23 protein-coding genes and 1 pseudogene are annotated in these 26,286 nt (G+C 72.4%); 4 read left to right on the top strand and 20 right to left on the bottom strand.

Translation table 11 applies throughout. The features are described 5' to 3' along the window. Nucleotides 1–66: 66 nt before the first annotated feature. The 11 genes from CK485_RS25490 to rpsD form a co-directional block, all read right to left on the bottom strand. Nucleotides 67–507 (bottom strand): type II 3-dehydroquinate dehydratase, encoded by a 441-nt coding sequence (locus CK485_RS25490; protein WP_109454160.1) that lies wholly within the window; start codon nucleotides 505–507, stop codon nucleotides 67–69. After that, the gene (gene aroB, locus CK485_RS25485) at nucleotides 504–1,607 is read right to left on the bottom strand and encodes a 3-dehydroquinate synthase (RefSeq protein WP_109454159.1); all 1,104 of its coding nucleotides are present in this window, start codon (nucleotides 1,605–1,607) and stop codon (nucleotides 504–506) included. The genes CK485_RS25490 and aroB overlap by 4 nt, the downstream gene beginning before the upstream one ends. Then, the gene (locus CK485_RS25480; RefSeq protein WP_109454158.1) at nucleotides 1,604–2,134 is read right to left on the bottom strand and encodes a shikimate kinase; all 531 of its coding nucleotides are present in this window, start codon (nucleotides 2,132–2,134) and stop codon (nucleotides 1,604–1,606) included. Before CK485_RS25480 ends, aroB begins: the two co-directional genes overlap by 4 nt. Further along, entirely contained in the window at nucleotides 2,131–3,315 is a 1,185-nt protein-coding gene (aroC, locus tag CK485_RS25475; RefSeq protein ID WP_109454157.1) for a chorismate synthase, read from the bottom strand. The genes CK485_RS25480 and aroC overlap by 4 nt, the downstream gene beginning before the upstream one ends. A gap of 129 nt (nucleotides 3,316–3,444) precedes the next feature. Continuing rightward, nucleotides 3,445–4,335, bottom strand: coding sequence for a shikimate dehydrogenase (locus tag CK485_RS25470; RefSeq protein ID WP_109454156.1), 891 nt, complete (start codon nucleotides 4,333–4,335; stop codon nucleotides 3,445–3,447). Next, the gene (mltG, locus tag CK485_RS25465) at nucleotides 4,335–6,083 is read right to left on the bottom strand and encodes an endolytic transglycosylase MltG (RefSeq protein WP_109454155.1); all 1,749 of its coding nucleotides are present in this window, start codon (nucleotides 6,081–6,083) and stop codon (nucleotides 4,335–4,337) included. The genes CK485_RS25470 and mltG overlap by 1 nt, the downstream gene beginning before the upstream one ends. 92 nt (nucleotides 6,084–6,175) lie before the next feature. After that, on the bottom strand, nucleotides 6,176–6,640 hold the full coding sequence (gene ruvX, locus CK485_RS25460) for a Holliday junction resolvase RuvX (RefSeq protein WP_109454154.1): 465 nt from the start codon (nucleotides 6,638–6,640) through the stop codon (nucleotides 6,176–6,178). 10 nt (nucleotides 6,641–6,650) lie between these two features. Beyond that, nucleotides 6,651–9,320, bottom strand: coding sequence for an alanine--tRNA ligase (gene alaS / locus CK485_RS25455; protein ID WP_109454153.1), 2,670 nt, complete (start codon nucleotides 9,318–9,320; stop codon nucleotides 6,651–6,653). Further along, the gene (locus CK485_RS25450) at nucleotides 9,320–9,670 is read right to left on the bottom strand and encodes a DUF6167 family protein (RefSeq protein ID WP_109454152.1); all 351 of its coding nucleotides are present in this window, start codon (nucleotides 9,668–9,670) and stop codon (nucleotides 9,320–9,322) included. Before CK485_RS25450 ends, alaS begins: the two co-directional genes overlap by 1 nt. A 6-nt stretch (nucleotides 9,671–9,676) precedes the next feature. Next, nucleotides 9,677–10,138 carry a DUF948 domain-containing protein gene (locus CK485_RS25445; RefSeq protein WP_109454151.1) on the bottom strand — a complete coding sequence of 154 codons (462 nt, stop codon included), beginning with the start codon at nucleotides 10,136–10,138 and terminating at the stop codon, nucleotides 9,677–9,679. Between the two features lie 230 nt (nucleotides 10,139–10,368). Then, on the bottom strand, nucleotides 10,369–10,980 hold the full coding sequence (gene rpsD, locus CK485_RS25440) for a 30S ribosomal protein S4 (RefSeq protein WP_109454150.1): 612 nt from the start codon (nucleotides 10,978–10,980) through the stop codon (nucleotides 10,369–10,371). A 76-nt stretch (nucleotides 10,981–11,056) separates the two neighbouring features. Here rpsD and CK485_RS25435 point away from each other — a divergent pair, with 76 nt between their 5' ends. Then, nucleotides 11,057–11,860: a DUF2470 domain-containing protein gene (locus CK485_RS25435; RefSeq protein WP_241968575.1), complete on the top strand. Its 804-nt coding sequence runs from the start codon at nucleotides 11,057–11,059 to the stop codon at nucleotides 11,858–11,860. A 10-nt stretch (nucleotides 11,861–11,870) separates the two neighbouring features. Beyond that, the gene (locus CK485_RS25430) at nucleotides 11,871–12,170 is read left to right on the top strand and encodes a YciI family protein (protein ID WP_109454148.1); all 300 of its coding nucleotides are present in this window, start codon (nucleotides 11,871–11,873) and stop codon (nucleotides 12,168–12,170) included. 72 nt (nucleotides 12,171–12,242) lie between these two features. Here the strand turns inward: CK485_RS25430 and CK485_RS25425 are convergent, their stop codons facing one another. The 5 genes and pseudogenes from CK485_RS25425 to CK485_RS25405 form a co-directional block, all read right to left on the bottom strand. Continuing rightward, nucleotides 12,243–13,592, bottom strand: coding sequence for a replication-associated recombination protein A (locus CK485_RS25425; protein WP_109454147.1), 1,350 nt, complete (start codon nucleotides 13,590–13,592; stop codon nucleotides 12,243–12,245). Between the two features lie 115 nt (nucleotides 13,593–13,707). Beyond that, nucleotides 13,708–14,346, bottom strand: coding sequence for a vitamin K epoxide reductase family protein (locus CK485_RS25420; RefSeq protein ID WP_109454146.1), 639 nt, complete (start codon nucleotides 14,344–14,346; stop codon nucleotides 13,708–13,710). A gap of 247 nt (nucleotides 14,347–14,593) precedes the next feature. Further along, nucleotides 14,594–15,013: pseudogene (locus tag CK485_RS25415) on the bottom strand (N-acetyltransferase); the annotation flags it as partial. 150 nt (nucleotides 15,014–15,163) lie between these two features. Then, nucleotides 15,164–16,426: a histidine--tRNA ligase gene (gene hisS / locus CK485_RS25410; protein WP_109454144.1), complete on the bottom strand. Its 1,263-nt coding sequence runs from the start codon at nucleotides 16,424–16,426 to the stop codon at nucleotides 15,164–15,166. 13 nt (nucleotides 16,427–16,439) lie between these two features. After that, nucleotides 16,440–17,147 carry an MBL fold metallo-hydrolase gene (locus CK485_RS25405; protein WP_109454143.1) on the bottom strand — a complete coding sequence of 236 codons (708 nt, stop codon included), beginning with the start codon at nucleotides 17,145–17,147 and terminating at the stop codon, nucleotides 16,440–16,442. A gap of 242 nt (nucleotides 17,148–17,389) precedes the next feature. Between CK485_RS25405 and CK485_RS25400 the strand changes: the two genes are divergently transcribed. Together CK485_RS25400 and CK485_RS25395 are read left to right on the top strand one after the other, a co-directional pair. Then, a complete protein-coding gene (locus tag CK485_RS25400; protein WP_109454142.1) occupies nucleotides 17,390–18,220 on the top strand; it encodes a peptidylprolyl isomerase in 831 nt (276 codons plus the stop codon). A gap of 239 nt (nucleotides 18,221–18,459) precedes the next feature. Next, nucleotides 18,460–19,689 carry a DUF349 domain-containing protein gene (locus CK485_RS25395; protein ID WP_109454141.1) on the top strand — a complete coding sequence of 410 codons (1,230 nt, stop codon included), beginning with the start codon at nucleotides 18,460–18,462 and terminating at the stop codon, nucleotides 19,687–19,689. A gap of 320 nt (nucleotides 19,690–20,009) precedes the next feature. On the opposite strand, the gene CK485_RS25390 is transcribed toward CK485_RS25395, so the two are convergent. The 4 genes from CK485_RS25390 to secD form a co-directional block, all read right to left on the bottom strand. Further along, nucleotides 20,010–22,466: a bifunctional (p)ppGpp synthetase/guanosine-3',5'-bis(diphosphate) 3'-pyrophosphohydrolase gene (locus tag CK485_RS25390; RefSeq protein WP_109454140.1), complete on the bottom strand. Its 2,457-nt coding sequence runs from the start codon at nucleotides 22,464–22,466 to the stop codon at nucleotides 20,010–20,012. A gap of 209 nt (nucleotides 22,467–22,675) precedes the next feature. Further along, entirely contained in the window at nucleotides 22,676–23,236 is a 561-nt protein-coding gene (locus CK485_RS25385) for an adenine phosphoribosyltransferase (protein WP_109454139.1), read from the bottom strand. Nucleotides 23,237–23,252: 16 nt separating this feature from the next. After that, nucleotides 23,253–24,398, bottom strand: a complete 1,146-nt coding sequence (gene secF, locus CK485_RS25380) for a protein translocase subunit SecF (RefSeq protein WP_109454138.1) — start codon at nucleotides 24,396–24,398, stop codon at nucleotides 23,253–23,255. Next, nucleotides 24,398–26,170 (bottom strand): protein translocase subunit SecD, encoded by a 1,773-nt coding sequence (gene secD / locus CK485_RS25375; RefSeq protein WP_109454137.1) that lies wholly within the window; start codon nucleotides 26,168–26,170, stop codon nucleotides 24,398–24,400. Before secD ends, secF begins: the two co-directional genes overlap by 1 nt. Nucleotides 26,171–26,286: the final 116 nt, after the last annotated feature.

The raw sequence follows: 26,286 nt of genomic DNA, 5'->3' as shown, positions 1-26,286 counted from the left end.
GTCGACACCGAACCGTACCGTCCCCGGCCGGTGTTGTGTGAACGGCCGGGGACGGTGCGGCGGGCGTCAGCCGTCCAGCTCCTCGGCCAGCGCACGCAGCGCCAGGCGGTAGGAGCCGATGCCGAAGCCCGCGACGGTCCCGCTGGCCACGGCGGCGACCACGGAGGTGTGCCGGAACTCCTCGCGGGTGTACGGGTTGGAGATGTGCACCTCGATCAGCGGCGCGGTGCGCTGGGCGGCGGCGTCCCGCATGCCGTACGAGTAGTGCGTGAACGCGCCCGGGTTGAGGACGACGGGGATCCGTCCGTCGGCGGCCTCGTGCAGCCAGCCGATCATGGTGCCCTCGTCGTTGGTCTCCCTGACCTCGACCTCGAAGCCCAGCTCCTTGCCGAGCGCGGTGCACGCCTCGACCAGTCCCGCGTAGGAGGTCGACCCGTAGACCTCGGGCTCCCGGCTGCCGAGGCGGCCGAGGTTGGGGCCGTTGAGCACCAGGGCGCGGCGCGTCACTTCGCCACCTCCGCGTACGCGGCGAGCAGCACCGCCGGGTCCGGGGCCTCCAGGACGACCGGCTTGCCGAGGCCGGCCAGCACGATGAAGCGCAGCCGGTCGCCCCGGGACTTCTTGTCGACCTTCATGGTCTCCAGCAGCTTGGGCCACTGGTCGCCCCGGTAGGTCAGCGGCAGACCGACCGACTCCAGCACCGCGCGGTGCCGGTCGGCGGTCGCGTCGTCGAGACGGCCCGCGAGACGGCCGAGTTCGGCGGCGAAGACCATGCCGACGGAGACCGCGGCGCCGTGCCGCCAGCTGTAGCGCTCGTTCTTCTCGATGGCGTGCGCGAGGGTGTGGCCGTAGTTGAGGATCTCCCGCAGACCGGACTCCTTGAGGTCCTGCGAGACCACGTCGGCCTTGACCCGCACCGAGCGCTCGATCAGCTCCGCGGTGTGCGGGCCGCGCGGGGTGCGGGCGGCCTGCGGGTCGGCCTCGACGAGGTCGAGGATGACCGGGTCGGCGATGAAGCCCGCCTTGATGACCTCGGCGAGCCCGCTGACGTAGTCGTGCACCGGCAGCGACTCCAGGCTCGCCAGGTCGCACAGCACGCCGGCCGGGGGGTGGAAGGCGCCGACGAGGTTCTTGCCCTCGGCGGTGTTGATGCCCGTCTTGCCGCCCACGGCCGCGTCCACCATGCCCAGCACGGTGGTCGGCACCGCGACCCAGCGCACGCCGCGCAGCCAGGTCGCGGCGACGAACCCGGCCAGGTCGGTGGTGGCGCCGCCGCCGATGCCGACGATCACGTCGGTGCGGGTGAAGCCGGTCTGCCCCAGCACGCTCCAGCAGTACGCGGCGACCTCGGCGGACTTGGCCTCCTCGGCGTTGGGCAGCTGCACGGCGATCGCCTCGTAGCCCTGCGCCGCCAGGTCCTCGCGGATGGCCTCGCCGGTGGCGGACAGCGCCTCGGGGTGCAGCACGGCCACCCGCTTGGCGTCCGGGCCGATCAACCCGGGCAGCTCACCGAGGAGTTGACGGCCGATCAGGACGTCGTAGGGTGCGGTGCCCGCGGTGCCGCCGACCCGGATGCGGACGGGCTCTCGCGGCTCTTGCTCTGTCATGCGTTCTTCAGCTCCAGTACGTCCATGACCTCGTCGGCGACCTGTGCCGCCAGGCGCCCGTCCGTGCTGACCACCGCCCGGGCCACCTCGGTGTACAGCGGGCGGCGCCGCTCCATCAACTCCCGCCAGCGGGCCCTGGGGTTGACCGCCAGCAGCGGGCGCGGGGTGTCCAGGCCGACCCGGCGCACCGCGTCGGCGAGGCCCACGTCGAGGAAGACCACCGGGAGCCCGGCGAGCGCCGCCCGGGTCCCGTCGTCCATCACCGCGCCGCCGCCGAGCGCCAGCACGCCGTCGTGGCCGGCGAGGGCGGCGCGTACGGCCTCGCGTTCCAGGGCGCGGAAGTGCTCCTCCCCGTCCTCCACGAAGATGTCCGGGATCGAGCGGCCGGTGCCGGCCTCGATGTCGGCGTCGGTGTCGCGGAAGGTGCGGCCGAGCCGGTCGGCCAGCACCCGGCCCACCGTCGTCTTGCCCGCGCCGGGCGGCCCGACCAGGACGACCAGGGGGCCCGCGCGGTGCTCGGCGGTCATCGGATCGCCAGGTTGTCGAGGTAGCCGGTGACGTTGCGGCGGGTCTCGGCCACGCTGTCGCCGCCGAACTTCTCCGCGACCGCGTCGGCCAGCACCAGCGCGACCATCGCCTCGGCGACGATGCCGGCGGCCGGGACCGCGCACACGTCGGAGCGCTGGTGGTGCGCCTGCGCGGGCTCGCCGGTGGAGACGTCCACGGTGGCCAGCGCGCGCGGCACGGTGGCGATCGGCTTCATCGCCGCGCGCACCCGCAGCAGTTCGCCGGTGGACAGCCCGCCCTCGGTACCGCCGGAACGGCCGGAGGAGCGCCGGATGCCCTCGGGGGTGGCCAGGATCTCGTCGTGGGCCTTCGACCCGGGCACACGGGCCAGCTCGAAGCCGTCGCCCACCTCGACGCCCTTGATGGCCTGGATGCCCATCAGGGCGGCGGCCAGGCGGGCGTCGAGCCTGCGGTCCCAGTGCACGTGGGAGCCGAGGCCCACCGGCACGCCGTAGGCGAGCACCTCGACGACGCCACCGAGGGTGTCGCCGTCCTTGTGGGCCTGGTCGATCTCGGCCACCATCGCCTCGCTCGCGGCCTCGTCCAGGCAGCGCACCGGGTCGGCGTCGAGCTTCTCGACGTCGGAGGGCTTGGGGTAGACGCCGTAGGGCGCCTTGGCGGCGGCGAGTTCGACCACGTGGGAGACGATCTCGATGCCGGTGGTCTCCTTCAGGTACGACCGGGCGACCGCGCCGAGCGCCACCCGGGCCGCGGTCTCGCGCGCCGAGGCCCGCTCCAGCACCGGACGCGCCTCGTCGAACCCGTACTTCTGCATGCCCGCCAGGTCCGCGTGACCGGGCCGGGGGCGGGTCAGCGGCGCGTTGCGGGCGAGTTCGGCGAGCAGCGCGGGGTCGACTGGGTCGGCGGCCATCACCTGTTCCCACTTGGGCCACTCGGTGTTGCCGACCATGACCGCGATCGGACTGCCGAGGCTGAGGCCGTGCCGCACGCCGCCGAGGAAGGTGACCTCGTCGCGCTCGAACTTCATCCGCGCGCCGCGACCGTAGCCCAGCCGCCGCCGCGCGAGGGCGTCGGCCACCATGTCCGTGGTGACCGGCACACCGGCGGGCAGCCCCTCCAATGTGGCCACCAGGGCCGGACCGTGCGACTCCCCCGCCGTCAGCCAGCGCAACCTGCTCAACGGTGCTTCCTCTCTCCTGCGCCCGTCGGAAGTTCTCGCCCCGATCCTCCCACGTGCGGGCCGCGGGGCGGGTATCCGTCCAGCCGGCGGGACGGAACGCGAGACCGGGCCGGGCGCGGCAGCCCCAGGTCAGCGGGCGGCGAGTGCGGCCTCACCGGCGGCGCGCATCGCGGCCAGCGGCGCGGGCGCCCGGCCGGTCATCAGCTCGACCTGGAGCACCGCCTGGTGCACGAGCAGGTCGAGGCCGCCCAGCAGCACCCCTGCGCGGGCCGACCAGGCGGCCGCGAGCGGGGTCGGCCACGGCTCGTAGAGCACGTCGAACAAGGCTCCGGGCCGGGCCGGGACCGCGTCCGCGAGGTGGTCGGTGGCACCGGCCGGGGTCGTGGAGACGACCAGCGGCTCTGTGAGGGCGCCGGCCGCCGCGTCCCAGTCGGCGGTGACCACGGGGACGCCCAGCCGCTCGCCCCAGCCGCGCATCTCGGCGGCCCTGGCGGAGCCGCGCACGTAGGCGGTGACCCGCTCGGCGCCCATCGCGGCCAGCGCGGCGAGCGCGGAGGAGGCGGTGGCCCCGGCGCCGAGGACGGCCGCGGTCCCGACGCGCTCCACCCCGCGTTCGCGCAGGGCGGCGACCAGGCCGGGGATGTCGGTGTTCTCACCGGTGCGGCGGCCGTCCGGGGTGAACACGACGGTGTTGACGGCCTCCACCCGGGAGGCGGTCGTGCCGATCGCGTCTAGCAGCGGGATGACCGCGCGCTTGAGCGGCATGGTCAGCGACAGCCCGGCCCAGCGCGCCCCGCCCGCCGCCTGCTCCTGCGCGATCCGTTCGAGGAACGCGGGCAGCGCCGCCTCGTCCACCTCGTGGCGTCCGTACTCCCAGCCGGTCAGTCCGAGCGCCGCGTAGGCGGCACGGTGCAGCACCGGGGACAGGGAGTGCGCGATGGGAGAGCCGAGCACCGCGGCGCGGTGGGTGATCGGTGCGGCGCCGGGGTCCGGTGCGCCGGTGACGAGGGGTTCGCGCATCAGCCGCCGTGCTCCCGCTGGTACTCGTTGAATGCCTGGACGTTCTGCGCCTGCACCGCGGCGCTGTCGGTGAACCGGGTGTCGCCGGGCTTGACCGTCACGAAGTACAGCCAGTCGCCGGGTGCCGGGTTCAGCGCGGCCTGGATCGCCTCCTGGCCGGGGTTGTCGATCGGGCCCGGCGGCAGTCCCTTGTGCAGGTAGGTGTTGTACGGGGACTGGTACTGGGTGTCGGCCGCGGTGGTGTTCAGGGTCGAGCGGCCCTTGGCGTAGTTGATCGTGGAGTCGAAGCCCAGCGCCATGTTCTGCTGGAGCCGGTTGTAGATGACCCGGGAGACCTTGCCGAAGTCGCCCTGCTGCTGGGCCTCGGCCTGGATGAGACTCGCGATCACGATGATCTGGAACGGGGTCTTGCCGACCTTGGCGGCCTGTGCCGGGAGGTTGTCGGCCGCGTACTGCGACTCGGCCTGCTGGACCATCTGCTTGAGGACGTCGCCGGGCTTGCTGCCCTTGCCCACGCTGTAGCGCGTCGGGTACAGGAAGCCTTCGGGGTTGCCGTCCTGGACGTAGGAGGGCAGGCCCAGGTCGGTGTTCTTCGCGGCGGTGGCGGTGCTGCCCGCGGCGAGCCCGAGCCGCTTGTCGAGGGCGTCGTAGACCTGGGTGGCGCGCCAGCCCTCGGGGATGATCAGGGCGCTCTGGGCGCTGGGGTCGAGCATCATGGTGACGGCGGCGGCGGCCGACATCTGCTTGCGCAGTTCGTAGATGCCGCCCTGGATGCTGGAGCCCTGCGGATTGGCCGCGGCGGCCTTGGTGAAGGCGTCCACACTGCGCACCACGCCCTCGGTCTTGAGGATGTTGCCCATCTGGGCGAGCGTCGCGTGGTCGGGGATCTGCACCTGCACGCTGCCGCTGCCCTGGCCCGCGTAGTCCGGCGGGGCGGCGAAGTGGCCCTCGTAGTACCGGTATCCGAGGTAGCCGCCGCCCGAGAGCAGGCCGCCGATGGCGATCAGGGCGACCAGGCAGGCGCAGCCGCTGCGCCGCTTGGGACGTTTCTTCTCGCCGCGTTTACCCCGCCGGGGCAGCCCGTCGTCGTCCCCGTCACCGGCCCGGTCGTCCTCGAAGTCGTCGTGCGCGTCGGCGAGACCGGCGTCGCGGCGCTTCTTGGTGTCCGACGGGCCGCCGGTGAAGAACGGATGGGTCTCCGGCTCGTCGGCGCCCTCGTCGAACGGGTTCCACTCGGCCGTGGTGTCCACGGCGGGCGGCGGTGCGGTCCGCGTCTGCGCCTGGGCCTGCGGGAACTGCTGCGTCTGCGGGACCTGTTGCGGCTGCTCGGGGCGGACGAACGCGGCGTTGCCGTCGTAGTACCCGGCCGGCGGCTGGTTGCCGTACGGGTCGGCGGGCGGGCCGACGGTCGTGCCGTACTGCCCGTACTGGTCGTCCGGGTAGGGGACTTGCTGGTCCCAGCCGTAGGCCTGCGGGGCAGTGGCGTACTGCTGCGGGACCGGGTACTGCTGCCCCGCCGGGTACTGCTGGCCGCCGTCCCACTGCTGCTGGGGGTACTGCTGCTCCGCGTACTGCGGCTGGTACTGCTGCTGCGGATACGACTCGGGCGGGTAGCCCTGCTGCCCGTAGGCGTCCCGGGCGGGGTCCTGCTGGTGCTCCCAGCCCGGGTCGCCGTAGAGCGGATCGTCGGGGTGCCATGGCTCGGGATGCCACGGCTGCGAACCGTGGCCCTGCCCGTAATCGGTCATGGCTCTCCTGAGTACGCGGGGCGATACGTGTCCGCGTCCGGTCGGGGCGGGCGGTGGCCCGTCGTCCGGCGCGGAACGTCACCGTACCGCGATCAGCCGGCCACCTGGACGCTCTCGCCGGGGGGATCTCCCGACACGCGTTCGGTTTCCAGGGCGCTCTGGAGGATGACCACGGCCGCCGCCTGGTCGATGAACGCCCTGCCCTTCCGGGACTTCACGCCCGAGGCGCGCATGCCCTGGGCCGCCGTCACCGTGGACATCCGCTCGTCGACCAAGCGGACCGGGACCGGCTGGATGAGTTTCGCCACATCGGCCGCGAAGGTACGGACCTTGGCCGCCGCCGGGCCCTCGCCACCGTTCAGCGAACGGGGCAGGCCGACGACGACCTCGATCGGTTCGTACTCCGCGACGATGGCCGCGATGCGGCGACGGGCCGCCGGGGCGTCCTTGCCGGGGACGGTCTCCACCGGGGTGGCCAGCACCCCGTCGGGGTCGCAGCTGGCGACTCCGATGCGGGCGTCCCCGACGTCCACCGCGATCCGTCTGCCGCGTCGCACCGTGCCCCCGTCAGGCCTTCTCGGCCACGAGGCGGCGCACGGCCTCGACGGCCTCGCCGACGGCGGCCGGGTCGCTGCCACCGCCCTGGGCCACGTCGTCCTTGCCGCCGCCACCACCACCGAGGGTCTTGGCGGCGGTGCGGACCAGCTCGCCCGCCTTGACGCCGCGGCTGCGGGCGGCCTCGTTGGTGGCGATGACGGTGAGCGGGCGGCCGTTCGCGACCGTGAACAGGGCGACCACGGCCGGGCGGCCGCCGCCGACGCGCTCGCGCACGTCCAGGACGAGCTTGCGCAGGTCGTCGGCGCCGGTGCCCTCGGGGACGCTGCCGGTGACCAGGGCGACGCCCTTGACGTCCTCGGCGCCCTCGGCGAGACCGCCCGCGGCGGCCAGCACCTTCTCGGCGCGGAAGCGCTCGATCTCCTTCTCGGCCTCGCGCAGCTTGGTCAGCACGCCGGAGATCTTGTCGGGCAGCTCCTCCGGGCGGCCCTTGACCAGGTCGGTCAGCTGCGAGACGAGGGTGTGCTCGCGGGCCAGGAACTTGTAGGCGTCCACGCCGACCAGGGCCTCCACGCGGCGCACGCCGGAGCCGATGGAGGACTCGCCGAGCAGCTTGACCAGGCCCAGCTGCGCGGTGTTGTGGACGTGGGTGCCGCCGCACAGTTCCTTGGAGAAGTCGCCGATGGTGACGACCCGGACCCGCTCGCCGTACTTCTCGCCGAACTCGGCGATGGCGCCCTGCTTCTTGGCCTCGGCCATGCTCATCACCTCGGCGGTGACGTCGAGTTCACGGGCGAGGACCTCGTTGATCTTCTGCTCGACGTCGGTCAGCACCGTGCCGGGAACGGCGGCGGGCGAACCGAAGTCGAAGCGGAAGCGGCCGGGGGAGTTCTCGGAGCCGGCCTGCGCGGCGGTCGGCCCGAGGGCGTCGCGCAGCGCCTGGTGGGTGAGGTGGGTGGCGGAGTGGGCGCGGGCGATGGCCCGGCGGCGCACCAGGTCGATGGCGGCGTGCGCGGCGGAGCCCAGGGCGATCTCGCCGACCTGGACGACGCCCTTGTGCACGCTGACGCCGGGCACCGGCTGCTGGACGTCGCGGACCTCGACCACCGCGCCGGTGTCGGTGCGGATGCGGCCGGTGTCGGCGAGCTGGCCGCCGCCCTCGGCGTAGAACGGGGTGCGGTCGAGGACGACCTCGACCTCGTCGCCCTCGGTGGCGGCGGGCGAGGGCACGCCGTCGACCAGCAGGCCGACCACGGTGGCCTCGCCGGAGTTCTCGGTGTAGCCGGTGAAGACGGTGGTGCCGGAGGTGTCGGCGACCTCGCGGTAGGCGGACAGGTCCGCGTGGCCCTGCTTCTTGGCCTTGGCGTCGGCCTTGGCGCGCTCCCGCTGCTCCTTCATCAGGCGGCGGAAGCCCTCCTCGTCCACGGACAGGCCCTGCTCGGAGGCCATCTCCAGGGTGAGGTCGATGGGGAAGCCCCAGGTGTCGTGGAGCAGGAACGCCTTGTCGCCCGAGAGCACGGCGGAACCGGCGGCCTTGGTCTCGGTGACGGCGGTGTCGAGGATGTTGGTGCCGGCCTTGAGGGTCTTGAGGAAGGCGGCCTCCTCGGCGAGCGCGACGGTCTCGATGCGCCTGCGGTCCTCGACCAGCTCCGGGTACTGCTCGCCCATGGTCCGGATCACCACGTCCACCAGGTCGCCGATGACCGGCTGGGTGGAGCCGAGCAGCCGCATGTTGCGGATGGCGCGGCGCATGATGCGGCGCAGCACGTAGCCGCGGCCCTCGTTGCCCGGGGTGACGCCGTCGCCGATGAGCATCACGGAGGTGCGCAGGTGGTCGGCGATCACGCGCAGCGACACGTCGGAGTCGCGGTCGGCGCCGTAGGCGACACCGGTCAGCTCGGTGGCCTTGTCGATGACGACGCGCAGGGTGTCGGTCTCGTACATGTTGTGGACGCCCTGGAGGATCATCGCCAGGCGTTCCAGGCCGAGCCCGGTGTCGATGTTCTTGGCGGGCAGGTCGCCGAGGATCTCGAAGTCGTCCTTGCCGAAGCCCGGGCCGCGCTCGTACTGCATGAAGACCAGGTTCCAGATCTCCACGTAGCGCTCGTCGTTGACGGCCGGGCCGCCCTCGGCGCCGAACTCCGGCCCGCGGTCGTAGTTGATCTCCGAGCAGGGGCCGCAGGGTCCGGGCACGCCCATGGACCAGAAGTTGTCCTTCTTGCCCAGGCGCTGGATGCGCTCGGCCGGGACGCCGACGACGTCACGCCAGAGGGTCTCGGCCTCGTCGTCGTCCTCGTAGACGGTGATCCACAGCTTCTCCGGCTCCAGGCCGTAACCGCCCTGGTCCTGGGGCAGGGTGAGCAGCTCCCAGGCGAGCTTGACGGCGCCTTCCTTGAAGTAGTCGCCGAACGAGAAGTTGCCGCACATCTGGAAGAACGTGCCGTGCCGGGTGGTCTTGCCGACCTCTTCGATGTCCGGGGTGCGCACGCACTTCTGCACGCTCGTGGCGCGCGCGAAGGGCGGCTTGACCTCGCCGAGGAAGTAGGGCTTGAACGGCACCATGCCCGCGGGGACCAGCAGCAGCGTCGGGTCGTCCGCGATCAGGGACGCGGACGGCACGACCGTGTGCCCGCGCTCCTCGAAGAAGCGCAGCCAGCGCCTGCGGATTTCTGCCGACTCCATCAGTGGCCCTCTTTCTGCTGGTGATCCTGCGGGTGGACCCGTGAACGCACGTGGCCCCGGTAGGTGATCTGCGGACGGTTGACGGGCTGCACGGCCCGGTGGGGTTCGGGCTCCGGACCGGGCCGGCCGTCGATCCCCAGGACGTCGCCGAGTTCGGCTTCGCGCTCGGTCATTCCGGCGCGCACGTCGATCGCGAACTGCCGTGCCCGGCCGCCGAGTTCGAGCGCCCGGTCGGCGGCGGTAGCCGCGAGGCCGTCGGGGCTGAGGCGGCGCACCGCGCGGTTGACCTTGGTGGTGGCCCACACGCCGGTCGAGATGCCGGCGACGAACCAGAACAGGCGGCGGAACATCTCGGATCAGCCCTTCCCTCGGGTGCGGCGGCGGGCGCCCGGCAGCGCGGCGCCCACGATCACCGTACGGCGCGCGGCGCGGGCCCTGGCGCGCCGGTCGGCCTTGGCGTCCTTGCGGTCCTGCGCCTGCAGGCCGACCGCGCGGCGCACGCCGTAGCCGAACGCGGCGACCTTGACCAGCGGGCCGCCGAAGGTGGAGGCGACGGTGGTGGACAGCGCGGAGGCGTTGGCCGTGACCTCCTGGACGTCGGCGGTGATGGTGTCGACGCGGTCGAGCTGGGTGTGGGCGGCGCGCACCGCCGCGGTGGCCTCGCCCAGCAGCGGCACGGCCTGCTCGGTGACGCCTGCGACCAGGTCGCCGGCCTGCCGCAGGGTCTGCGCGAGCCGGACCAGCACCACGGCCAGGAACGACACCAGGATGGCCCAGAAGACGGCCACGATGAGGCCGGCCACCTCTCCACCGGACACTGCTGGCTCCTCGAAGTTCACGACGGTCGGCGGGCCGCTCGCGTACGCCGGTCCGGGCCCGAGGGCCACGGCGGAACGCGGGCGCGGGCGGCAGGGTTCCGACCCTATCGCGCCCGGGGCCGGTGCTCGTACCGAGTTCCGGGGTGACGCGCGGGCGGGAACGCCGCAGCGCCGCCCGTACTCGACGGCGCGGCGCTGCGGGGAGGTGCCGGAGACGGTCCGGGGGGACGTCAGCGGGCGTAGTACTCGACGACGAGCTGCTCGTCGCAGATCACCGGGATCTCGCGGCGGTTGGGGTCGCGGTCCAGGCGGAACGCCAGGGCGTCCAGGTTGACCTGGAGGTACTTCGGGGTCTCGCCCTCGCCCGCCCAGCCGCCGGCCTTGGCGACCTGGAACGGGGTCTTGGCGCGGGAGCGCTCGCGGACCTGCACCACGTCGTCCGGGCGGACCCGGAAGGACGGGCGGTCGACCTTGCGGCCGTTGACCTCGATGTGGCCGTGGACGACCATCTGCCGGGCCTGGTAGATGGTGCGGGCCAGGCCGGACCGCAGGACGAGCGCGTCCAGACGGCGCTCAAGCTCGATGATCAGCGCGTCGCCGGTCTTGCCTTCGACCTTCCGAGCGCGGTCGTAGGCACGGCGCATCTGCGTCTCGCTGATGTCGTACTGGGCACGCAGACGCTGCTTCTCCAGCAGACGGACCTTGTAGTCGCTGTTCTGCTTGCGGCCGCGGCCGTGCTCGCCGGGCGGGTACGGGCGGGCCTCGAAGTACTTGACCGCCTTCGGGGTCAGCGCGATGCCGAGCGCGCGGGACTTCTTGACCTTGGGACGCGACTGGTTCACGTTCTCCAGACCTCCATGTAAGTTAGGTAAGGCTTACCTTAGCGGAGGAGATCGCATGTTTCGACCCGGGAACCCCATGCCCAGTGCGGACCACACCGCCACCGCCTCGGTGGGTGAGGAACGCGAGGAGCACGGTCAGCCGCGTCCCGAAGAGGAATACGCGCCCAGCAGGCCGACGGCCGCGGAACGCGCGCGAACTCTAGTCGAGGGTAACGCCTCCGCCGTGCTGGTCATTCCGGGTCTTGACCTGGCCGAACAGCATCTGATGATGCCGACGGCACGCGTCGTGGAGGCCGCAGGCGACGTCCTGCTGCGCTTTCCGCCGGATTCCCCGGCGGTACGGGCGGCCACCCACGCCGCCGACGGCGGACTCACCGCTGTGCTGGAAATCACCGACGTCGCCCCGGTCGCGGTGCCGCACCGCATCCGCGGCCGGGCCTGGGTCGCCGGGTGGCTGACCAGGGCGCGTGACCGGGAGCAGCCCGGCTGGCTGCGGCTGGAGACCGGCGAGGGCTCGGTGGACGACCTGTGGGGCGCCGAGCACGTCGAGCCCGACGACTTCGCCGCCGCCCGCCCCGACCCGCTCGCCGCTCACGAGGCGGAACTCCTCCAGCACCTCGCCGCCGCCCACGACGACCAGTTGGCCTGGCTGTGCGCCCTGGTCGACGACGGCACCGGGCACTGCCCCGCCGCGGACGGCGCCGTGCCGCTGGCGCTGGACCGCTACGGCCTGCGGGTGCGCTTCACCGGGGGCGGTGGCGGCTTCGACGCCCGCTTCGAGTTCCCGGCGCCGGTGGAGGGGGTCGACGAGCTGCGCCGGTCGATGCACGCCCTGTTCGACGCCGCCCGCGAGGCACGGCAGGACCGGCGCGACGCGTAGGCTCCCGATCATGTTTGTCGTCGAACTGACCTACACCGCGCCCCTTGACCGCGTCGACGCGCTGCTGGAGCGGCACGTCGCCTGGCTGGAGGAGCAGTACGCGGCCGGAGTGCTGCTCGCGTCCGGCCGCAAGAACCCGCGTGACGGCGGCGTGCTGCTGGCCGTCGCCCCCGACCGCGCGGCCATCGAGGCCCTGGTGGCCACCGACCCGTTCGCCGTGGAGGGCGTGGCGGAGTACCGCGTCCTGGAGTTCGCGGCGACCAAGACGGCGCCCGCGCTGGAGCGGTACCGCGAGCAGCCGCCGGCCTAGGACACGCGGGCGTCGCGGCGGGGGCACCGGTCCCCGCCGGGACGCCCGGGGGCGCCCCGGGCGTCCCGGCGCTCACTCCCCCGTCAGGCGCTCCCTGACCCGGTCGAGCACGTCCGCGTAGCGGGCCTCGGCGCCGTAGCGGGTGGGCTCGTAGTACCGCCTGCCATGCACCTCGTCGGGGGCGTACTGCTGGGCGGCGATGGCACCGGGCAGGTCGTGCGGGTAGGCGTACCCCTCGCCGTGGCCGAGTTTGGTCGCGCCCTTGTAGTGGCTGTCGCGCAGATGCGCCGGGACGGGGCCCGCCAGCCCCTTGCGTACGTCCGACAGGGCCGCGTCGATCGCCAGGTAGGCCGCGTTGGACTTCGGGGCGAGCGCCAGAGCGATGGTCGCCTGGGACAGCGTGATTCGGGCCTCGGGGAAGCCGATCATCGCGACCGCCTGCGCGGCGGCGACGGCCGTCTGGAGCGCCTGCGGGTCGGCCAGCCCGATGTCCTCGCTGGCGGAGATCATCAGCCTGCGGGCGATGAAGCGGGGGTCCTCACCGGCCTCGATCATGCGGGCCAGGTAGTGCAGCGCGGCGTCCACGTCGGATCCGCGGATCGACTTGATCAGGGCGCTGGCCACGTCGTAGTGCTGGTCGCCCGCGCGGTCGTACTTCACCGCGGCCCGGTCCACGGCCGCCTCCAGCACCGGCAGCGTGATCTCGTCCTCACCGCGCGCCAGGGCCGACCCGGCGCCCGCCTCCAGCGCGGTCAGGGCGCGCCGCGCGTCACCGCCCGCGATGCGCAGCAGGTGGGCCTCGGCGTCCTCGGGGAGGGTGACGGCGCCGTCCAGCCCGCGCGGATCGCTCAGCGCGCGGTGCAGCAGCCCGCGGATGTCCTCGTCGGTGAGGGCTTCGAGGGTCAGCAGCAGCGAGCGGGACAGCAGCGGGGAGATGACCGAGAAGTACGGGTTCTCGGTGGTGGCGGCGATCAGGGTGACCCAGCGGTTCTCCACGGCGGGCAGCAGGGAGTCCTGCTGAGCCTTGCTGAAGCGGTGGATCTCGTCGAGGAACAGCAGCGTCTCGCGGCCGTACCCGCCCGACTCGCGGCGCGCGCTGTCGATGACCGCGCGGACCTCCTTGACGCCCGCGGTGATCGCCGACAGCTCCACGAAGCGGCGGTTGGTGGCGTGGCTGACCACGTAGGCGAGGGTCGTCTTGCCGGTCCCCGGCGGCCCCCACAGGATGACCGAGGCGGGACCGGCGGGGCCGCCCGCGCCCTCGCCGACGAGCCTGCGCAGCGGCGAGCCGGGGCCGAGCAGGTGCTGCTGGCCCACCACCTCGTCCAGGGTGCGCGGGCGCATGCGCACCGGGAGCGGGCTGGCGCCGGGCTCCTTGGCCCGGCGGTCCTCGGCGGCGGCGGTGAACAGGTCGGGTTCCACGACAAGGAAGCCTAGGACACGGCACTGACAACGGCCCGGGCCCGCGACGGGGGCCCGGGCCGTACGGTCGGCTCAGGGGGCGTGCGCCTCGCACCGCGCAGCGCGCGGGCGGGGCTCAGAGCAGGGTGCGCCAGTACGACCACCAGCGGGTCAGGATGAGCATCACCAGGACGCCGTACCACAGGATCGGGACCGCCCAGTGGAACTCCTCCACCGCCTGCTTGACCCCGGCGGGCACCGGGATCACCCGGTTCTTCACGTTGTGCGCGAGCGTGTACCAGAAGGCGGCGATGGTTCCGACCCAGGCCATCATGCACCAGGGGCACAGCGAACCGATCGAGTACAGCGACTCGTACTGGAGCCAGGTGACGAACCCGACGCCGAAGAGCGTGCCGGCCTGCAGGCCGAGCCAGAACCAGCGGCGGAACCGGGCCCTGGCGAGCACCGCCATGCCCACGCAGATGAGCACCGGATAGCAGACCAGGCCGATCATCGGGTTGGGGAACCCGAAGGCCTTCGCCTGGTGGCTCTTCATGATGTTGCCGCAGGAGATGATCGGGTTGATGCTGCACCCGGGGACGAAGTTGGGGTTCTTGTACAGCTGGAACTCGTCGAGGGTGATGTACCAGGCGGCGAGCAGGCCCAGCACGCCGCACACCACCAGCAGCACACCGAACGCGCGGCCCCCGCCGATGAGCTCCGGCTCGTCGTGCCGTTCCTCGCTGCGGGTCTCTTCGAGCGCCGATGTCGTCATGTCGCCTTCTGTCGCCGTGTCCAAGGGATCGCGTCCCGGTGAGGTCCGCCCGCCACCGGCCCGCCCACTACCAGACTGCACGGCGCCGCGCGTGAACGGTAGGCGCCGGGGCATCATTGTGCACCAGCCGCCCCGGCCGCATACCGCGGACCGGCGAAGATCACAGGCTGCGGAACGGAGCCGCGTAGACCGCCTCGCCGCGCGGTCCGCCGTCGTAGCCGCCGAGCGGCAGCGCCTGGAAGACCGCGTCCGGTACCTCGTACGGCCCGCTCACCCCGTGCAGCGAGGCCGGGGCGAAGCCGAAGCGGCGGTAGTAGCGAGGGTCGCCGAGCACCACCACCAGCCGTTCGCCGGTCGCGTCCGCCGCCGCCAGCACCGCTCTGACCAGTGCCGTTCCATAGCCCTGCCGCTGCCACGACGGGGAGACGGCGACCGGGGCCAGGGCGAGCGCGTCCCCTGCGGTGCCCGCGCCCTCGACGCGCAGCCGGGTCAGCAGGGCGTGCCCGGCGACCTGGCCGTCGGGGGCCTGAGCCACCCAGGACAGCCCGGGCAGCCAGCAGGCGTCGCGGCGCAACGCGTCGACGAGATCCGCCTCGACGGGGGACGGGAAAGCACTCAGGTTGACGGCTCGGACCGCTTCGTGGTCGGCGGGGCGCTCCGGCCGGGTCAGGATCGAGTCCATGTCGCCATCCTGCCCGCACGGCCCCGGACCGCGCACGCGGTGTCCGGGGCCGTGGTGAACGCGACCGGATCCGGCCGGTCGGCGACGCGGACATGACGGCCGGGGCCACCCCGGTCGGCGGTCCGCCGTCGCGCCTCAGCCCAGCCGTTCCCGTAGGGTCGCGGCGACCGCGGTCAGCGGCACCGGGGTCTGCTCGCCGCTCTCCAGGTCCTTCAGCTGGACGTGGCCCTCGTCAAGGTCCCGCTCCCCCGCCACGATCGCGTAGCGGGCGCCGGAGCGGTTGGCCGATTTCATCGCGTTCTTCAGGCCCTTGCCGCCGAACGCGAAGTCGGCCGCGACGCCCTCCCGGCGCAGTTCGGTGACGACCGCGAACAGCGCGCGCCGCGCCCGCTCGCCCAGCGGCACCGCGAACACCTGGGTGGGGGCGGGCAGTTCGAGTTCGACGCCCTCCGCCCTGAGGGCCAGCACCGTGCGGTCCACGCCCAGCGCCCAGCCCACCGAGGGCAGCGCCGGGCCGCCGATCATCTCCGACAGGCCGTCGTAGCGGCCGCCGCCGCCGACCGCGGACTGCGAGCCGAGGCCGTCGTGGACGAACTCGAACGTGGTGCGGGTGTAGTAGTCGAGGCCGCGCACCAGCTTGGGGTCGTCCTCGAACAGCACGCCCGCCTCGGTCAGCAGCTCGCGCACCTGGTCGTGGTAGGTACGGCACGCCTCGCACAGGTGGTCGCGCATCATCGGCGCGCCGGCCAGCTGCTTCTGCACCGCCTCGCGCTTGTCGTCCAGCACCCGCAGCGGGTTGATGTCGATGCGGCGGCGGGTCTCCTCGTCCAGGTCGAGGCCGCGCAGGAACTCCTGCAGCGCGGCGCGGTAGACCGGGCGGCACTCCTTGTCGCCGAGGGAGTTGAGCAGCAGGCGGAAGCCGCGCAGGCCGAGCGACTTGTACGCGTCGACCGCGAGGATGATCAGCTCGGCGTCGAGCGCCGGGTCCTCGGCGCCCAGCGCCTCGGCGCCGACCTGCGAGAAGTGGCGGTAGCGGCCGGCCTGCGGTCGCTCGTAGCGGTAGTACGAGCCGGAGTACCACAGCTTCACCGGCAGGTTGCCCTGCTTGTGCAGGTTGGCCTGGAGGGCGGCACGCAGGACGGAGGCGGTGCCCTCGGGGCGCAGCGCCAGCTCGTCACCGCCCTTGGTGGTGAGGGTGTACATCTCCTTGGTCACGATGTCGGTGGACTCGCCGACACCTCGGGAGAACAGCTCGACCTGCTCGAAGCCGGGTGTCTCCACGTAGCCGTAACCGGCGCGCCTGAGCGGCGCGGCGATCGCCTCGCGCACCGCGAGGAACGCGGCGGAGTCCGGCGGGATCAGGTCGTAGGTGCCCTTGGGGGCGGAGAAGGTGCTCACTTCGGTTGCGTCGTCACATTCCTCGTCGCGGAGCCGGCTCGGCTCCGTGGCCGCGGGCCACCTCACCCAGGAACGGGTTGGTGGCGCGTTCGCGGCCGATGGTGGTCTGGGGGCCGTGGCCGGACAGCACCACGGTCGAGTCGTCGAGCGGCAGGCACACGCGGGCCAGCGACTCGAGGATCTCGGCGTGGGAGCCGCCGGGCAGGTCGGTGCGTCCGATGGAGCCGGCGAACAGCAGGTCGCCCGAGAAGAACACCGGGGGAATCCCGGAGGTCTCGGGCAGCCGGAAGGTCACCGACCCCTTGGTATGGCCGGGCGCGTGCGCCACGGTGAACTCCAGACCGGCCAGCGCCAGCGTGGCGCCGTCCGACAGCTCCCGGACGTCGTCCGGCTCGCCCACGGTCAGCTCACCCAGCAGATGCTGCCCGATGGAACGGCCCAGCGCCCTGGCCGGGTCGCTCATCATGTAGCGGTCCTCGGGGTGGATCCAGGCCGGTATGTCGTGGGCCCCGCAGACCGGGACGACCGAGGCGACGTGGTCGATGTGGCCGTGCGTGAGGATCGCGGCGACCGGCTTGAGCCGGTGCTTGGCGAGCAGTTCCCCGACGCCCGCGGCGGCCTCGTGCCCGGGGTCGATGATCACGCACTCCTCGCCGGCGGCGGGGGCGACCACGTAGCAGTTGGTCCCCCAGGCCCCGGCCGGGAACCCGGCAATGAGCACGATCGTCCTCTACTCGGCTGCGAACTGTCTCGTACGCGGCGAGCCCTCCGGCGACCTGCGGTCCGTGGCGGGTTCCCGCGGACGACGAGCCTACCGGCGGCGACGGTACTCACGCGAACCCGTATCGTCACCGGCGCACAGTGACGGATGGCAGCATTCGTGCAGCATCCTCAACGGTCCGCGGGAGAACCGGTCACCCGCGGACACCTCGGGCAACGAGATCGGCATCGGGAGAGGCTGAAGTGGTCAGCAAGGATCAGCGGCGGCGCCAGCTCGCCCGCCAGAAGTTCGAGCGCCAGCAGCAGCGCAGGGCACAGCAGCGGTCCAGGGCACGGCGGCGTAACGTGGTCATCGCCTCGGTGGTGGCCGTGGTGCTGGCCGCGAGCGGCGCGGTGTGGGCGTCCACCGGGCTCGGCGGCGACAAGTCGACTTCGGCCGGCGCTTCCCCGTCCGCCTCCACGGCGTCCACGGCGAAGGATCCCTGCGGCAGGCCGGCGGCGGGCTCGCCGGGCAAGAAGCAGTGGAAGACCGAGCCGTCGATGGACATCTCCACCGGCTCCGCGTACACCATGGACCTGTCGACGACCTGCGGCGACATCTCCATGAAACTGGACGCCGCCAAGGCGCCGCACACCGTCAACTCCTTCAAGTTCCTCGCCGACCAGCACTTCTTCGACCACACCAAGTGCCACCGGCTCACCACCTCCGGGATCTTCGTCCTCCAGTGCGGCGACCCGACCGGCACCGGCCAGGGCGGCCCCGGCTACACCATCCCGGACGAGAACCTCGGCGCGTTCGGCAAGAAGGGCTCCGACGGCACGGTGACGTACCCGGCGGGCACGGTGGCGATGGCCAACACCGGCCAGCCGCACACCGGCGGCAGCCAGTTCTTCCTGGTCTACAAGGCCAGCCCGCTCGCGCCGAGCTACACCCCGTTCGGCACCATCACCCCGGCCGGCATGAAGGTGCTGCAGAAGATCGCCGCCGCGGGCGCCGCTCCGGCCGACGCCAACGGCACCACAGCGCCCAACGCGACCGTGGTGATCAACAAGGCGACGGTCGTCAAGGACTGAGGCCGCGCGGGAGGCAGGGGCGTCCCCGGCGATATTCGCGTCCCGGGGATGCGGACAGCCGGGGCGCCGGTCGCCTATGTTTGCGTTGTACAGGGCGCCCGCGCCGACGGCTGCCGCCCGGCTCGATCAGGAGCAACAAAACAGCACGTCGGAGCGGCCGGGGCGAGCCTCGGCCGGAGAGAACTGTGGACGATGCCCGAAGCGCCGGCGACGGCCGGGCATCACGTGGAGGAGGCGCTGTGAGCAGCGACCCATGGGGACGCGTCGACGAGACGGGGACCGTGTACGTGCGGACGGCCGACGGTGAGCGAGTCGTCGGCTCGTGGCAGGCGGGCTCTCCCGACGAGGCGCTCGCGTATTTCAAGCGCAAGTACGACGGACTCGTCGTCGAGATCGGCCTCCTCGAACGCCGGGTGCGTACCACCGACCTGTCGGCCAAGGACGCCAACACCGCCATCGAGCACCTGCGCTCGACGGTGCGCGAGGCGCACGCCGTGGGCGACCTGGACGCCCTGGACAAGCGGCTCGACGCGCTCGTCGGCGAGGTCGAATCGCGTCGTGAGCAGCGCAAGGCGGCCAAGGCGAAGGCGAACGACGAGGCGAAGACCGCCAAGGAGCAGCTGGTCGCCGAGGCCGAGGAGCTGTCGGTCAGCGAGCAGTGGCGCTCGGCGGGCGAGCGGCTGCGTGCGCTGGTGGACACATGGAAGAGCCTGCCCCGGCTCGACCGCAAGTCCGACGACGAGCTGTGGCACCGCTTCAGCCACGCCCGTTCGGTCTTCTCCAAGCGCCGCAAGGCGCACTTCGCCTCGCTCGACGCGCAGCGCGAGGACGCCCGGCGCGTCAAGGAGAAGCTGGTCCAGGAGGCCGAGTCCCTCTCCGGCTCCACCGAATGGGGTGCGACCGCGGCCCGCTACCGCGAACTGATGGCCGACTGGAAGGCGGCGGGCCGCGCCCAGCGCGAGGCCGAGGACGAACTGTGGAACCGTTTCCGCGGCGCGCAGGACGTCTTCTTCGCCGCCCGCGCCGAGGTGTTCGCCGAGCGCGACTCCGAGCAGCGGGAGAACCTGGCCCGCAAGGAGGAGCTGGCCATCGAGGCCGAGAAGCTGCTTCCGGTGACCGACCTGAAGGCGGCCCGCGCCGCGTTCCGTTCGGTCAACGAGCGCTGGGAGGCGATCGGCCACGTCCCGCGGGACGCGCGGCCGCGCATCGAGGCGCGGATGCACGCGGTCGAGCGGGCGATCCAGGAGGCGGAGGAGGCGGAGTGGCGCCGCACGAACCCTGAGGCGCGGGCGCGGGCGGAAGGTCTCACCGGTCAGCTTCAGGCGGCGGTGGACAAGCTCAGGGGTCAGGTGGAGGCCGCTCGCGCGGCGGGCAACACGGCGAAGGCGGACAAGCTGGAGCGCGAGCTGGAGGGCCGCCAGGCCCTCCTGGACCAGGCCCTGAAGGGCCTGCACGAGTTCGGCGGCTGACCCGTCGCGGTTTCTTCCGCCGCGGGGGATGAGTTCTCCCCGCCGCGACGGTGATCAGCCGATACGGTGCGGACCGGCGGTGCCGAGCCGTCCTCGACCTGCTGAAGGGTTGACGACGACCGGGCACCGCCGGTCCGCACCGTTTCGCTTCCCGCCGTCGCGGCGGGGAAGGGGGAGCCGCGCGCGGAAACGACGCCGCAGGCCGAGAGGAAAGCCGCAGGCACAAGCGGCGCCGCAGGCACAAACGGCGCCGGCAGCCGGGCGGGGCGGTGCGCGGAACGGGCGCCGGAGGCGGAAAAGGCACCGCAGCCGGGAGGCGGCTACCTCGCGCGGCCTGACGTCACCCGGTACACGTCGTAGACGCCCTCCACGCCGCGTACCGCCTTCAGGACGTGGCCCAGGTGCTTCGGGTCGCCCATCTCGAAGGTGAAGCGGGAGGTGGCGACCCGGTCGCGGGAGGTCTGGACGGCCGCCGACAGGATGTTGACGTGCTGGTCGGAAAGGACCCGGGTGACGTCCGACAGCAGCCGGGAGCGGTCCAGCGCCTCGACCTGGATGGCGACCAGGAAGACCGACGACTGGGTCGGCGCCCACTCGACCTCGATGATCCGCTCGGGCTGCTGCGACAGGGAGTCGACGTTGACGCAGTCCGCGCGGTGCACCGAGACCCCGTTGCCGCGGGTGACGAAGCCGATGATCGGATCGCCCGGCACCGGCGTGCAGCACCGCGACAGCTTGACCCACACGTCACGCTCGCCCTTGACGATGACGCCGGGGTCGGCGTTGGCGCGCCGCTTGCCGCGGCTGCGGGACGGGGTGGTGACCTCGGCGATGTCCTCGGTCGCGCCCTCCTCGCCGCCGAGCGCCTCGACCAGCTTCTGCACGACCGACTGCGCGGTGATGTGGCCCTCGCCGATCGCCGCGTAGAGCGCCGATATGTCGGGGTAGCGCATCTCGTGCGCGAGGGTGACCAGCGAGTCGCCGGTCAGCACCCGCTGGATGGGCAGGTTCTGCTTGCGCATCGCGCGGGCGATGGCTTCCTTGCCCTGCTCGATGGCCTCCTCGCGGCGCTCCTTGGAGAACCAGGCGCGGATCTTGTTGCGGGCGCGCGGCGACTTGACGAAGCTCAGCCAGTCGCGGGACGGCGCGGCCCCCTGCGCCTTGGAGGTGAAGACCTCGACCAGGTCCCCGTTGTCGAGCGTCGACTCCAGCGGCACGAGGCGGCCGTTGACGCGGGCGCCGATCGTGCGGTGGCCGACCTCGGTGTGGACGGCGTACGCGAAGTCGACCGGGGTGGCGCCGGCGGGCAGCGCTATGACGTCGCCCTTGGGCGTGAAGACGAAGACCTCGTTGCGGGAGAGGTCGAAGCGCAGCGACTCCAGGAACTCGCCCGGGTCCTCGGTCTCCTTCTGCCAGTCCAGCAGCTGCCGCAGCCACGCCATGTCGTTGACCGCGTCGTCGGCCTTGGCGGACTTCGGGCTGTCGGTGCGCACCTTGGAGGCGCCGGCCACGGCCTCCTGCTTGTACTTCCAGTGGGCGGCGATGCCGTACTCGGCGCGCCGGTGCATGTCGAAGGTGCGGATCTGCAGCTCGACCGGCTTGCCGGAGGGCCCGATGACCGTCGTGTGCAGCGACTGGTACATGTTGAACTTGGGCATCGCGATGTAGTCCTTGAACCGCCCCGGCACCGGGTTCCACCGCGCGTGGATGGTGCCCAGCGCCGCGTAGCAGTCGCGGACGGTGTCGACCAGGACCCGGATGCCCACCAGGTCGTAGATCTCGGCGAAGTCGCGGCCCCGCACGATCATCTTCTGGTAGACGCTGTAGTAGTGCTTGGGGCGGCCGGTGACGGTGGCCTTGATGCGGGCCGAGCGCAGGTCCTGCTGCACCTGGTCGGTGACGACGGCGAGGTACTCGTCGCGCTTGGGGGCGCGCTCGGCGACCAGGCGGACGATCTCGTCGTACATCTTGGGGTAGAGGATCGCGAAGGCGAGGTCCTCCAGCTCCCACTTGATGGTGTTCATGCCCAGCCGGTGCGCCAGCGGGGCGTAGATCTCCAGCGTCTCGCGGGCCTTCTTCTCCTGCTTCTCCCGCTTGAGGTAGCGCATGGTGCGCATGTTGTGCAGGCGGTCGGCGAGCTTGATGACCAGGACGCGCGGGTCCTTGGCCATCGCCACGACCATCTTGCGCACGGTCTCGGCCTGTGCCGCCTCGCCGAACTTGACCTTGTCCAGCTTGGTGACGCCGTCGACCAGCAGCGCGACCTGCTCGCCGAAGTCGCGGCGCAGGGTGTCCAGGCCGTACTCGGTGTCCTCGACGGTGTCGTGCAGCAGGCCCGCCATCAGCGTCGCCGGGTCCATGCCCAGCTCGGCGAGGATCGTGGTGACCGCGAGCGGGTGCGTGATGTACGGGTCGCCGCTCTTGCGCTTCTGGCCGCGGTGCCAGCGCTCGGCGACCTGGTAGGCGCGTTCGATCTGCCGCAGGCCCGCGGTGTCGATCTTGGGGTCGTTGCTCCGCACGATCCGCAGCAGCGGTTCCAGCACCGGGTTGTACGGGCTCTGCCGCTGGACGCCGAGGCGGGCGAGGCGGGCGCGCACCCGGCTGGAGGAGCCCGCGGAGCGCGAGGGCGCCAGGTTGCCGGCCGCGGGGCGCACCGGGCGGGGCTCGGCGGGCGGACGGGCGGCGCCGGCGTCTCCGGGCGTGCCGGAGGGCGCCGGAGCGGGTGCGGTGGTGTCTTTCCCGCCCCCGGCGGCGAGCGGCTGGGCCTCGTCAGGCAAGGGCACTCCTCAAGCGGGACCGGGCCGCGGTACGGGTCCGGACTCCCATGGTATCGATGTGCCGCCCCCTGCCGCGTGCGGCCGGTGCGCCGGGGCTGCCCCGGCGTGCGCGCGGGCGGACGTGTCACGGACGAACGCGGGAGCGGGCCCCGGTTGTTCCCGGGACCCGCTCTCGTCGGCGTTGACGCACCGCGTGGTGCCCGCGCCCGTCAGACGGCGACCAGGGCTTCCAGCGGGGCGCCGTCCAGCGCCGGGGCCAGCCGGGCGCGGCCGCCCAGGAAGCCCAGTTCCATCAGCACCGCGAGCCCGGCCACCTCGGCGCCCGCCCGACGGATCAGCTCCAGCGAGGCTTCGGCGGTGCCGCCGGTGGCCAGCACGTCGTCGATGACGAGGACCCGCTCGCCGGGCACGAAGGCGTCGCCGAGCACCTCGATCTCCGCGGTGCCGTACTCCAGCTCGTACGCCTGCCGGTGCGTGACGCCGGGGAGCTTGCCCGCCTTGCGGACCGGGACGAAGCCGAGTCCGGCCCTGGCCGCCGCGGGGGCGGCCAGGATGAAGCCGCGGGCCTCAAGGCCGACGACCTTGTCGGCCCGGTGGCGTACGCACAGCTCGGCCAGCGCGCCGGTGAGCGCGCCGAAGGCGGCCGGGTCGGCGAGCAGCGGGGTGATGTCCTTGAACGTCACGCCCGGTACCGGATAGTCGGGCACGTCGCGGATCCGGCTGAGCAGCAGGCCGCGCAGGTCGGCCCCGGCCAGGTCGGCCGTGGTCATCGTCGTCTCCCCCGGCTCAGCGGCGCTTGCCGGACGCTCGGCCACGGCCGCGGTTGCGGGACGAGGGCTGGCGGCGCTGGCCGCCGATGCCGGAGGCGGAACCCGCCCCGGCGCCGGCCGGCTCGTCGTCGCCGTCCTCGGCCTGTTCCCGCTCGGTGTCCTGGGCGTCGAGGTCGACGCCCTCGCGCTCGGCCTTGGCGCGCTTGGTCCTGACCCGCTTGGCCAGCGCCTTCATCTCCGGGGTGGCCTCCTTGAAGGAGGCGACCAGCGGGGTGGCGATGAAGATCGAGGAGTAGGCACCGGCGGTCAGGCCGACGAACAGCGCGAGCGCGATGTCGTTGAGCATGCCCGCGCCGAGCAGGCCGCCGCCGATGAACAGCAGCGCGGCGACCGGCAGCAGCGCCACGACGGAGGTGTTGATGGAGCGCACCAGCGTCATGTTGAGGCTGCGGTTGGCCAGCTCGGTGTAGGTGTACCGGGTCTGGTTCGTGATGCCCTTGGTGGTCTCCTTCAGGCCGTCGAAGACCACGACGGTGTCGTAGAGCGAGTAGCCGAGGATGGTCAGCAGACCGATGACCGTACCGGGCGTCACCTCGAAGCCGACGAGGGCGTAGACGCCGACGGTGATCGTCAGGTCGTGGATGAGCGCGATCAGGGCCGCGACGGCCATCCGCCACTCGAAGGCGATCGCCAGGTAGATGACGACCAGGATCATGAAGATGACCAGGCCCAGTTCGGCCTTCTGGGAGACCTGCTGGCCCCAGCTCGGGCCGACGACCTGCGGCGAGATGGAGTCGGGGGCGACGCCGAGGTCCTTGGCGAGGCCGCCGCGCACGCTCATCGCGGTGTCGTTGTCGATGCCGCTGACCTGGATGCGCATGCCGCCGGTGCCGAGCTTCTGCGCGATGACGTCGTGCGGGCCCGACAGCAGGTCCTTGGTGTCGTTCTCCGCCTGGGTCGTGGAGACCGAGACCTTCGGCGTGGTGAAGACCGCGCCGCCGGAGAAGTCGATGCCCTTGTTGAGGCCGTTGATGGCCAGTCCCACGACGGCGATGATCGTGATGACGATCGAGACGCCGTACCAGACGCGGCGCTTGCCGACGACGTCGAGCGACAGCTCGCCGCGGTGCAGCCGGTGGCTGAGGTTACCGAGCCGGGACATCAGGCCTCCTTGACATCGGTACGAGCCGGACGGCGGACGCGGCGCAGCGGGGCGTTGAAGCCCACGCTCTCCGGATCGAGCCCGGACCAGCGGTGACCGTCCCGGTAGAACGGGCGCCGGGCCAGGATCGTCAGCAGCGGCTTGGTGAACAGGTAGACCACGACGACGTCGAGGATGGTGGTCAGGCCCAGGGTGAACGCGAAGCCCTTCACGTCGCCGACCGAGCAGATGTAGAGCACGGCGGCGGCCAGGAAGGAGACGAAGTCGGAGACCAGGATGGTGCGCCGGGCGCGCGGCCAGGCGCGCTGCACGGCCGGGCCGAGGCTGCGTCCGTGCCGCAGCTCGTCCCGTACGCGTTCGAAGTACACGATGAACGAGTCGGCCGTGATGCCGATGGCGACGATGGCGCCGCAGACCGCCGGCAGGCTCAGCGCGAAGCCGATGGCCGGGCCGAGCAGCGACATGATCGAGTAGGTCAGCGCTGCGGAGACCACCAGGCTGAGCACCGCGACGAAGCTCAGGCCCCGGTAGTAGGCCAGCAGGTAGAGCACCACCAGCGCCAGGCCGAAGGCGCCAGCGATGAGACCGCCGTGCAGCTGCTCGCCGCCGAGCTGCGGGGAGACGGTGGTGACGGTCGAGGTGTTGAAGGACAGCGGCAGCGCGCCGTAGGACAGCACGTTGGCGAGGTCCTCGGAGCTCTGCTGGGTGAAGCTGCCGGAGATCTGCGCCTGGCCGCCGGTGATGGCGGAGCTGACGGACGGCGAGGAGACGACCTGGTTGTCCAGGACGATCGCGAACTCGTTGTTCGGGGCCTGCTGCTGCGCCAGCTCGCCGGTGACCTTGGCGAACTCGCTGTTGCCCTTGGAGTTGAAGCCGAGGGTGACGATCCAGCCGGCGCCGGTCTGCGTGTCGTAGACCGACTTGGCGCTGGAGACGTCCTTACCCGCGACCGCGGAGGCGCCGAGGATGTACTTGGTGGAGCCGTCCTGGCTGCACGCGATCATCTTGTCGGTCGGCTTGGCGGAGGCGCCGGCCTCGGAGGCCTGCTTCTTGTTCTTGCAGTCCAGCGCGGCGAACTGCTTCTGGAGCGCGGCCGGGGCGGACAGGTCGAGGCCGCCGGACGACAAGGAGGCGCTCGGCGAGGGGCTGGGCGCGGTGGACGGGGTCGTCTTGGGGCCGGCGGCGCCGGACGCCTTGAGGGCGTCGGTGACCGCGCGGCCCTGGGTGGTGGAGCTGGGAGAGGGCTTCGGGGCGGTGGAGCCGGTGGCCTTGGCGCCGGTGCTCGCGCTGGGCTTGGACGACGGCGTGGTCTTCCCGGAGGGGCTGCTGGACGGCGTGGGCGTCGGGGTGGACGCCGGGGTGTTGGCCGCCTCGGTGATCACCGGGCGGAAGTAGAGCTGGGCGGTGGTGCCGACCAGCTTCTCCGCCTGCGCGGTGTTGGTGCCCTTGGGGATGTCGACGACGATGTTCTTGTTGCCCTGCGTCTGCGCGGTCGCCTCGGAGACACCCAGACCGTTGACCCGCTTGTTCATGATGTCGGCGGCGGTCTTCATGTTGGTCGGGTTGATCGCGTTGGGCTGGCCCGGGGTGTTCTTGGCCGTCAACGTGATCTCGGTGCCGCCCGCCAGGTCGATGCCCAGCCGCGGGGTCTTCGCGCCGGAGATGAACATCGTCCCGGTGAGCGCGACCAGCGCGATCAGGATGATCGCCAGCGCGCGGCCCGGGTACCCGTCTGCGCCCGGGGACCTGCGTCCCTTCTTGGGTGCTGCCACCTTCTCGTTTCTCCCTGTCCAACCGTTCCCGCGCCGCCGACGGCGCACGGGTGCGGCCACGAATGTGTTGTGAGGACGTTCCGGACGTGCCCCGCGCCGCGTGGGTGGTGCGGGCG

It is taken from the genome of Streptomyces sp. ICBB 8177 (assembly GCF_003144095.1).
In the GTDB taxonomy this organism is placed as follows: Bacteria; Actinomycetota; Actinomycetes; order Streptomycetales; family Streptomycetaceae; genus Streptantibioticus_D.
The sequence above is the reverse complement of the archived record's forward strand: the minus strand, read 5'-3'. Positions and strand labels throughout refer to the sequence as shown.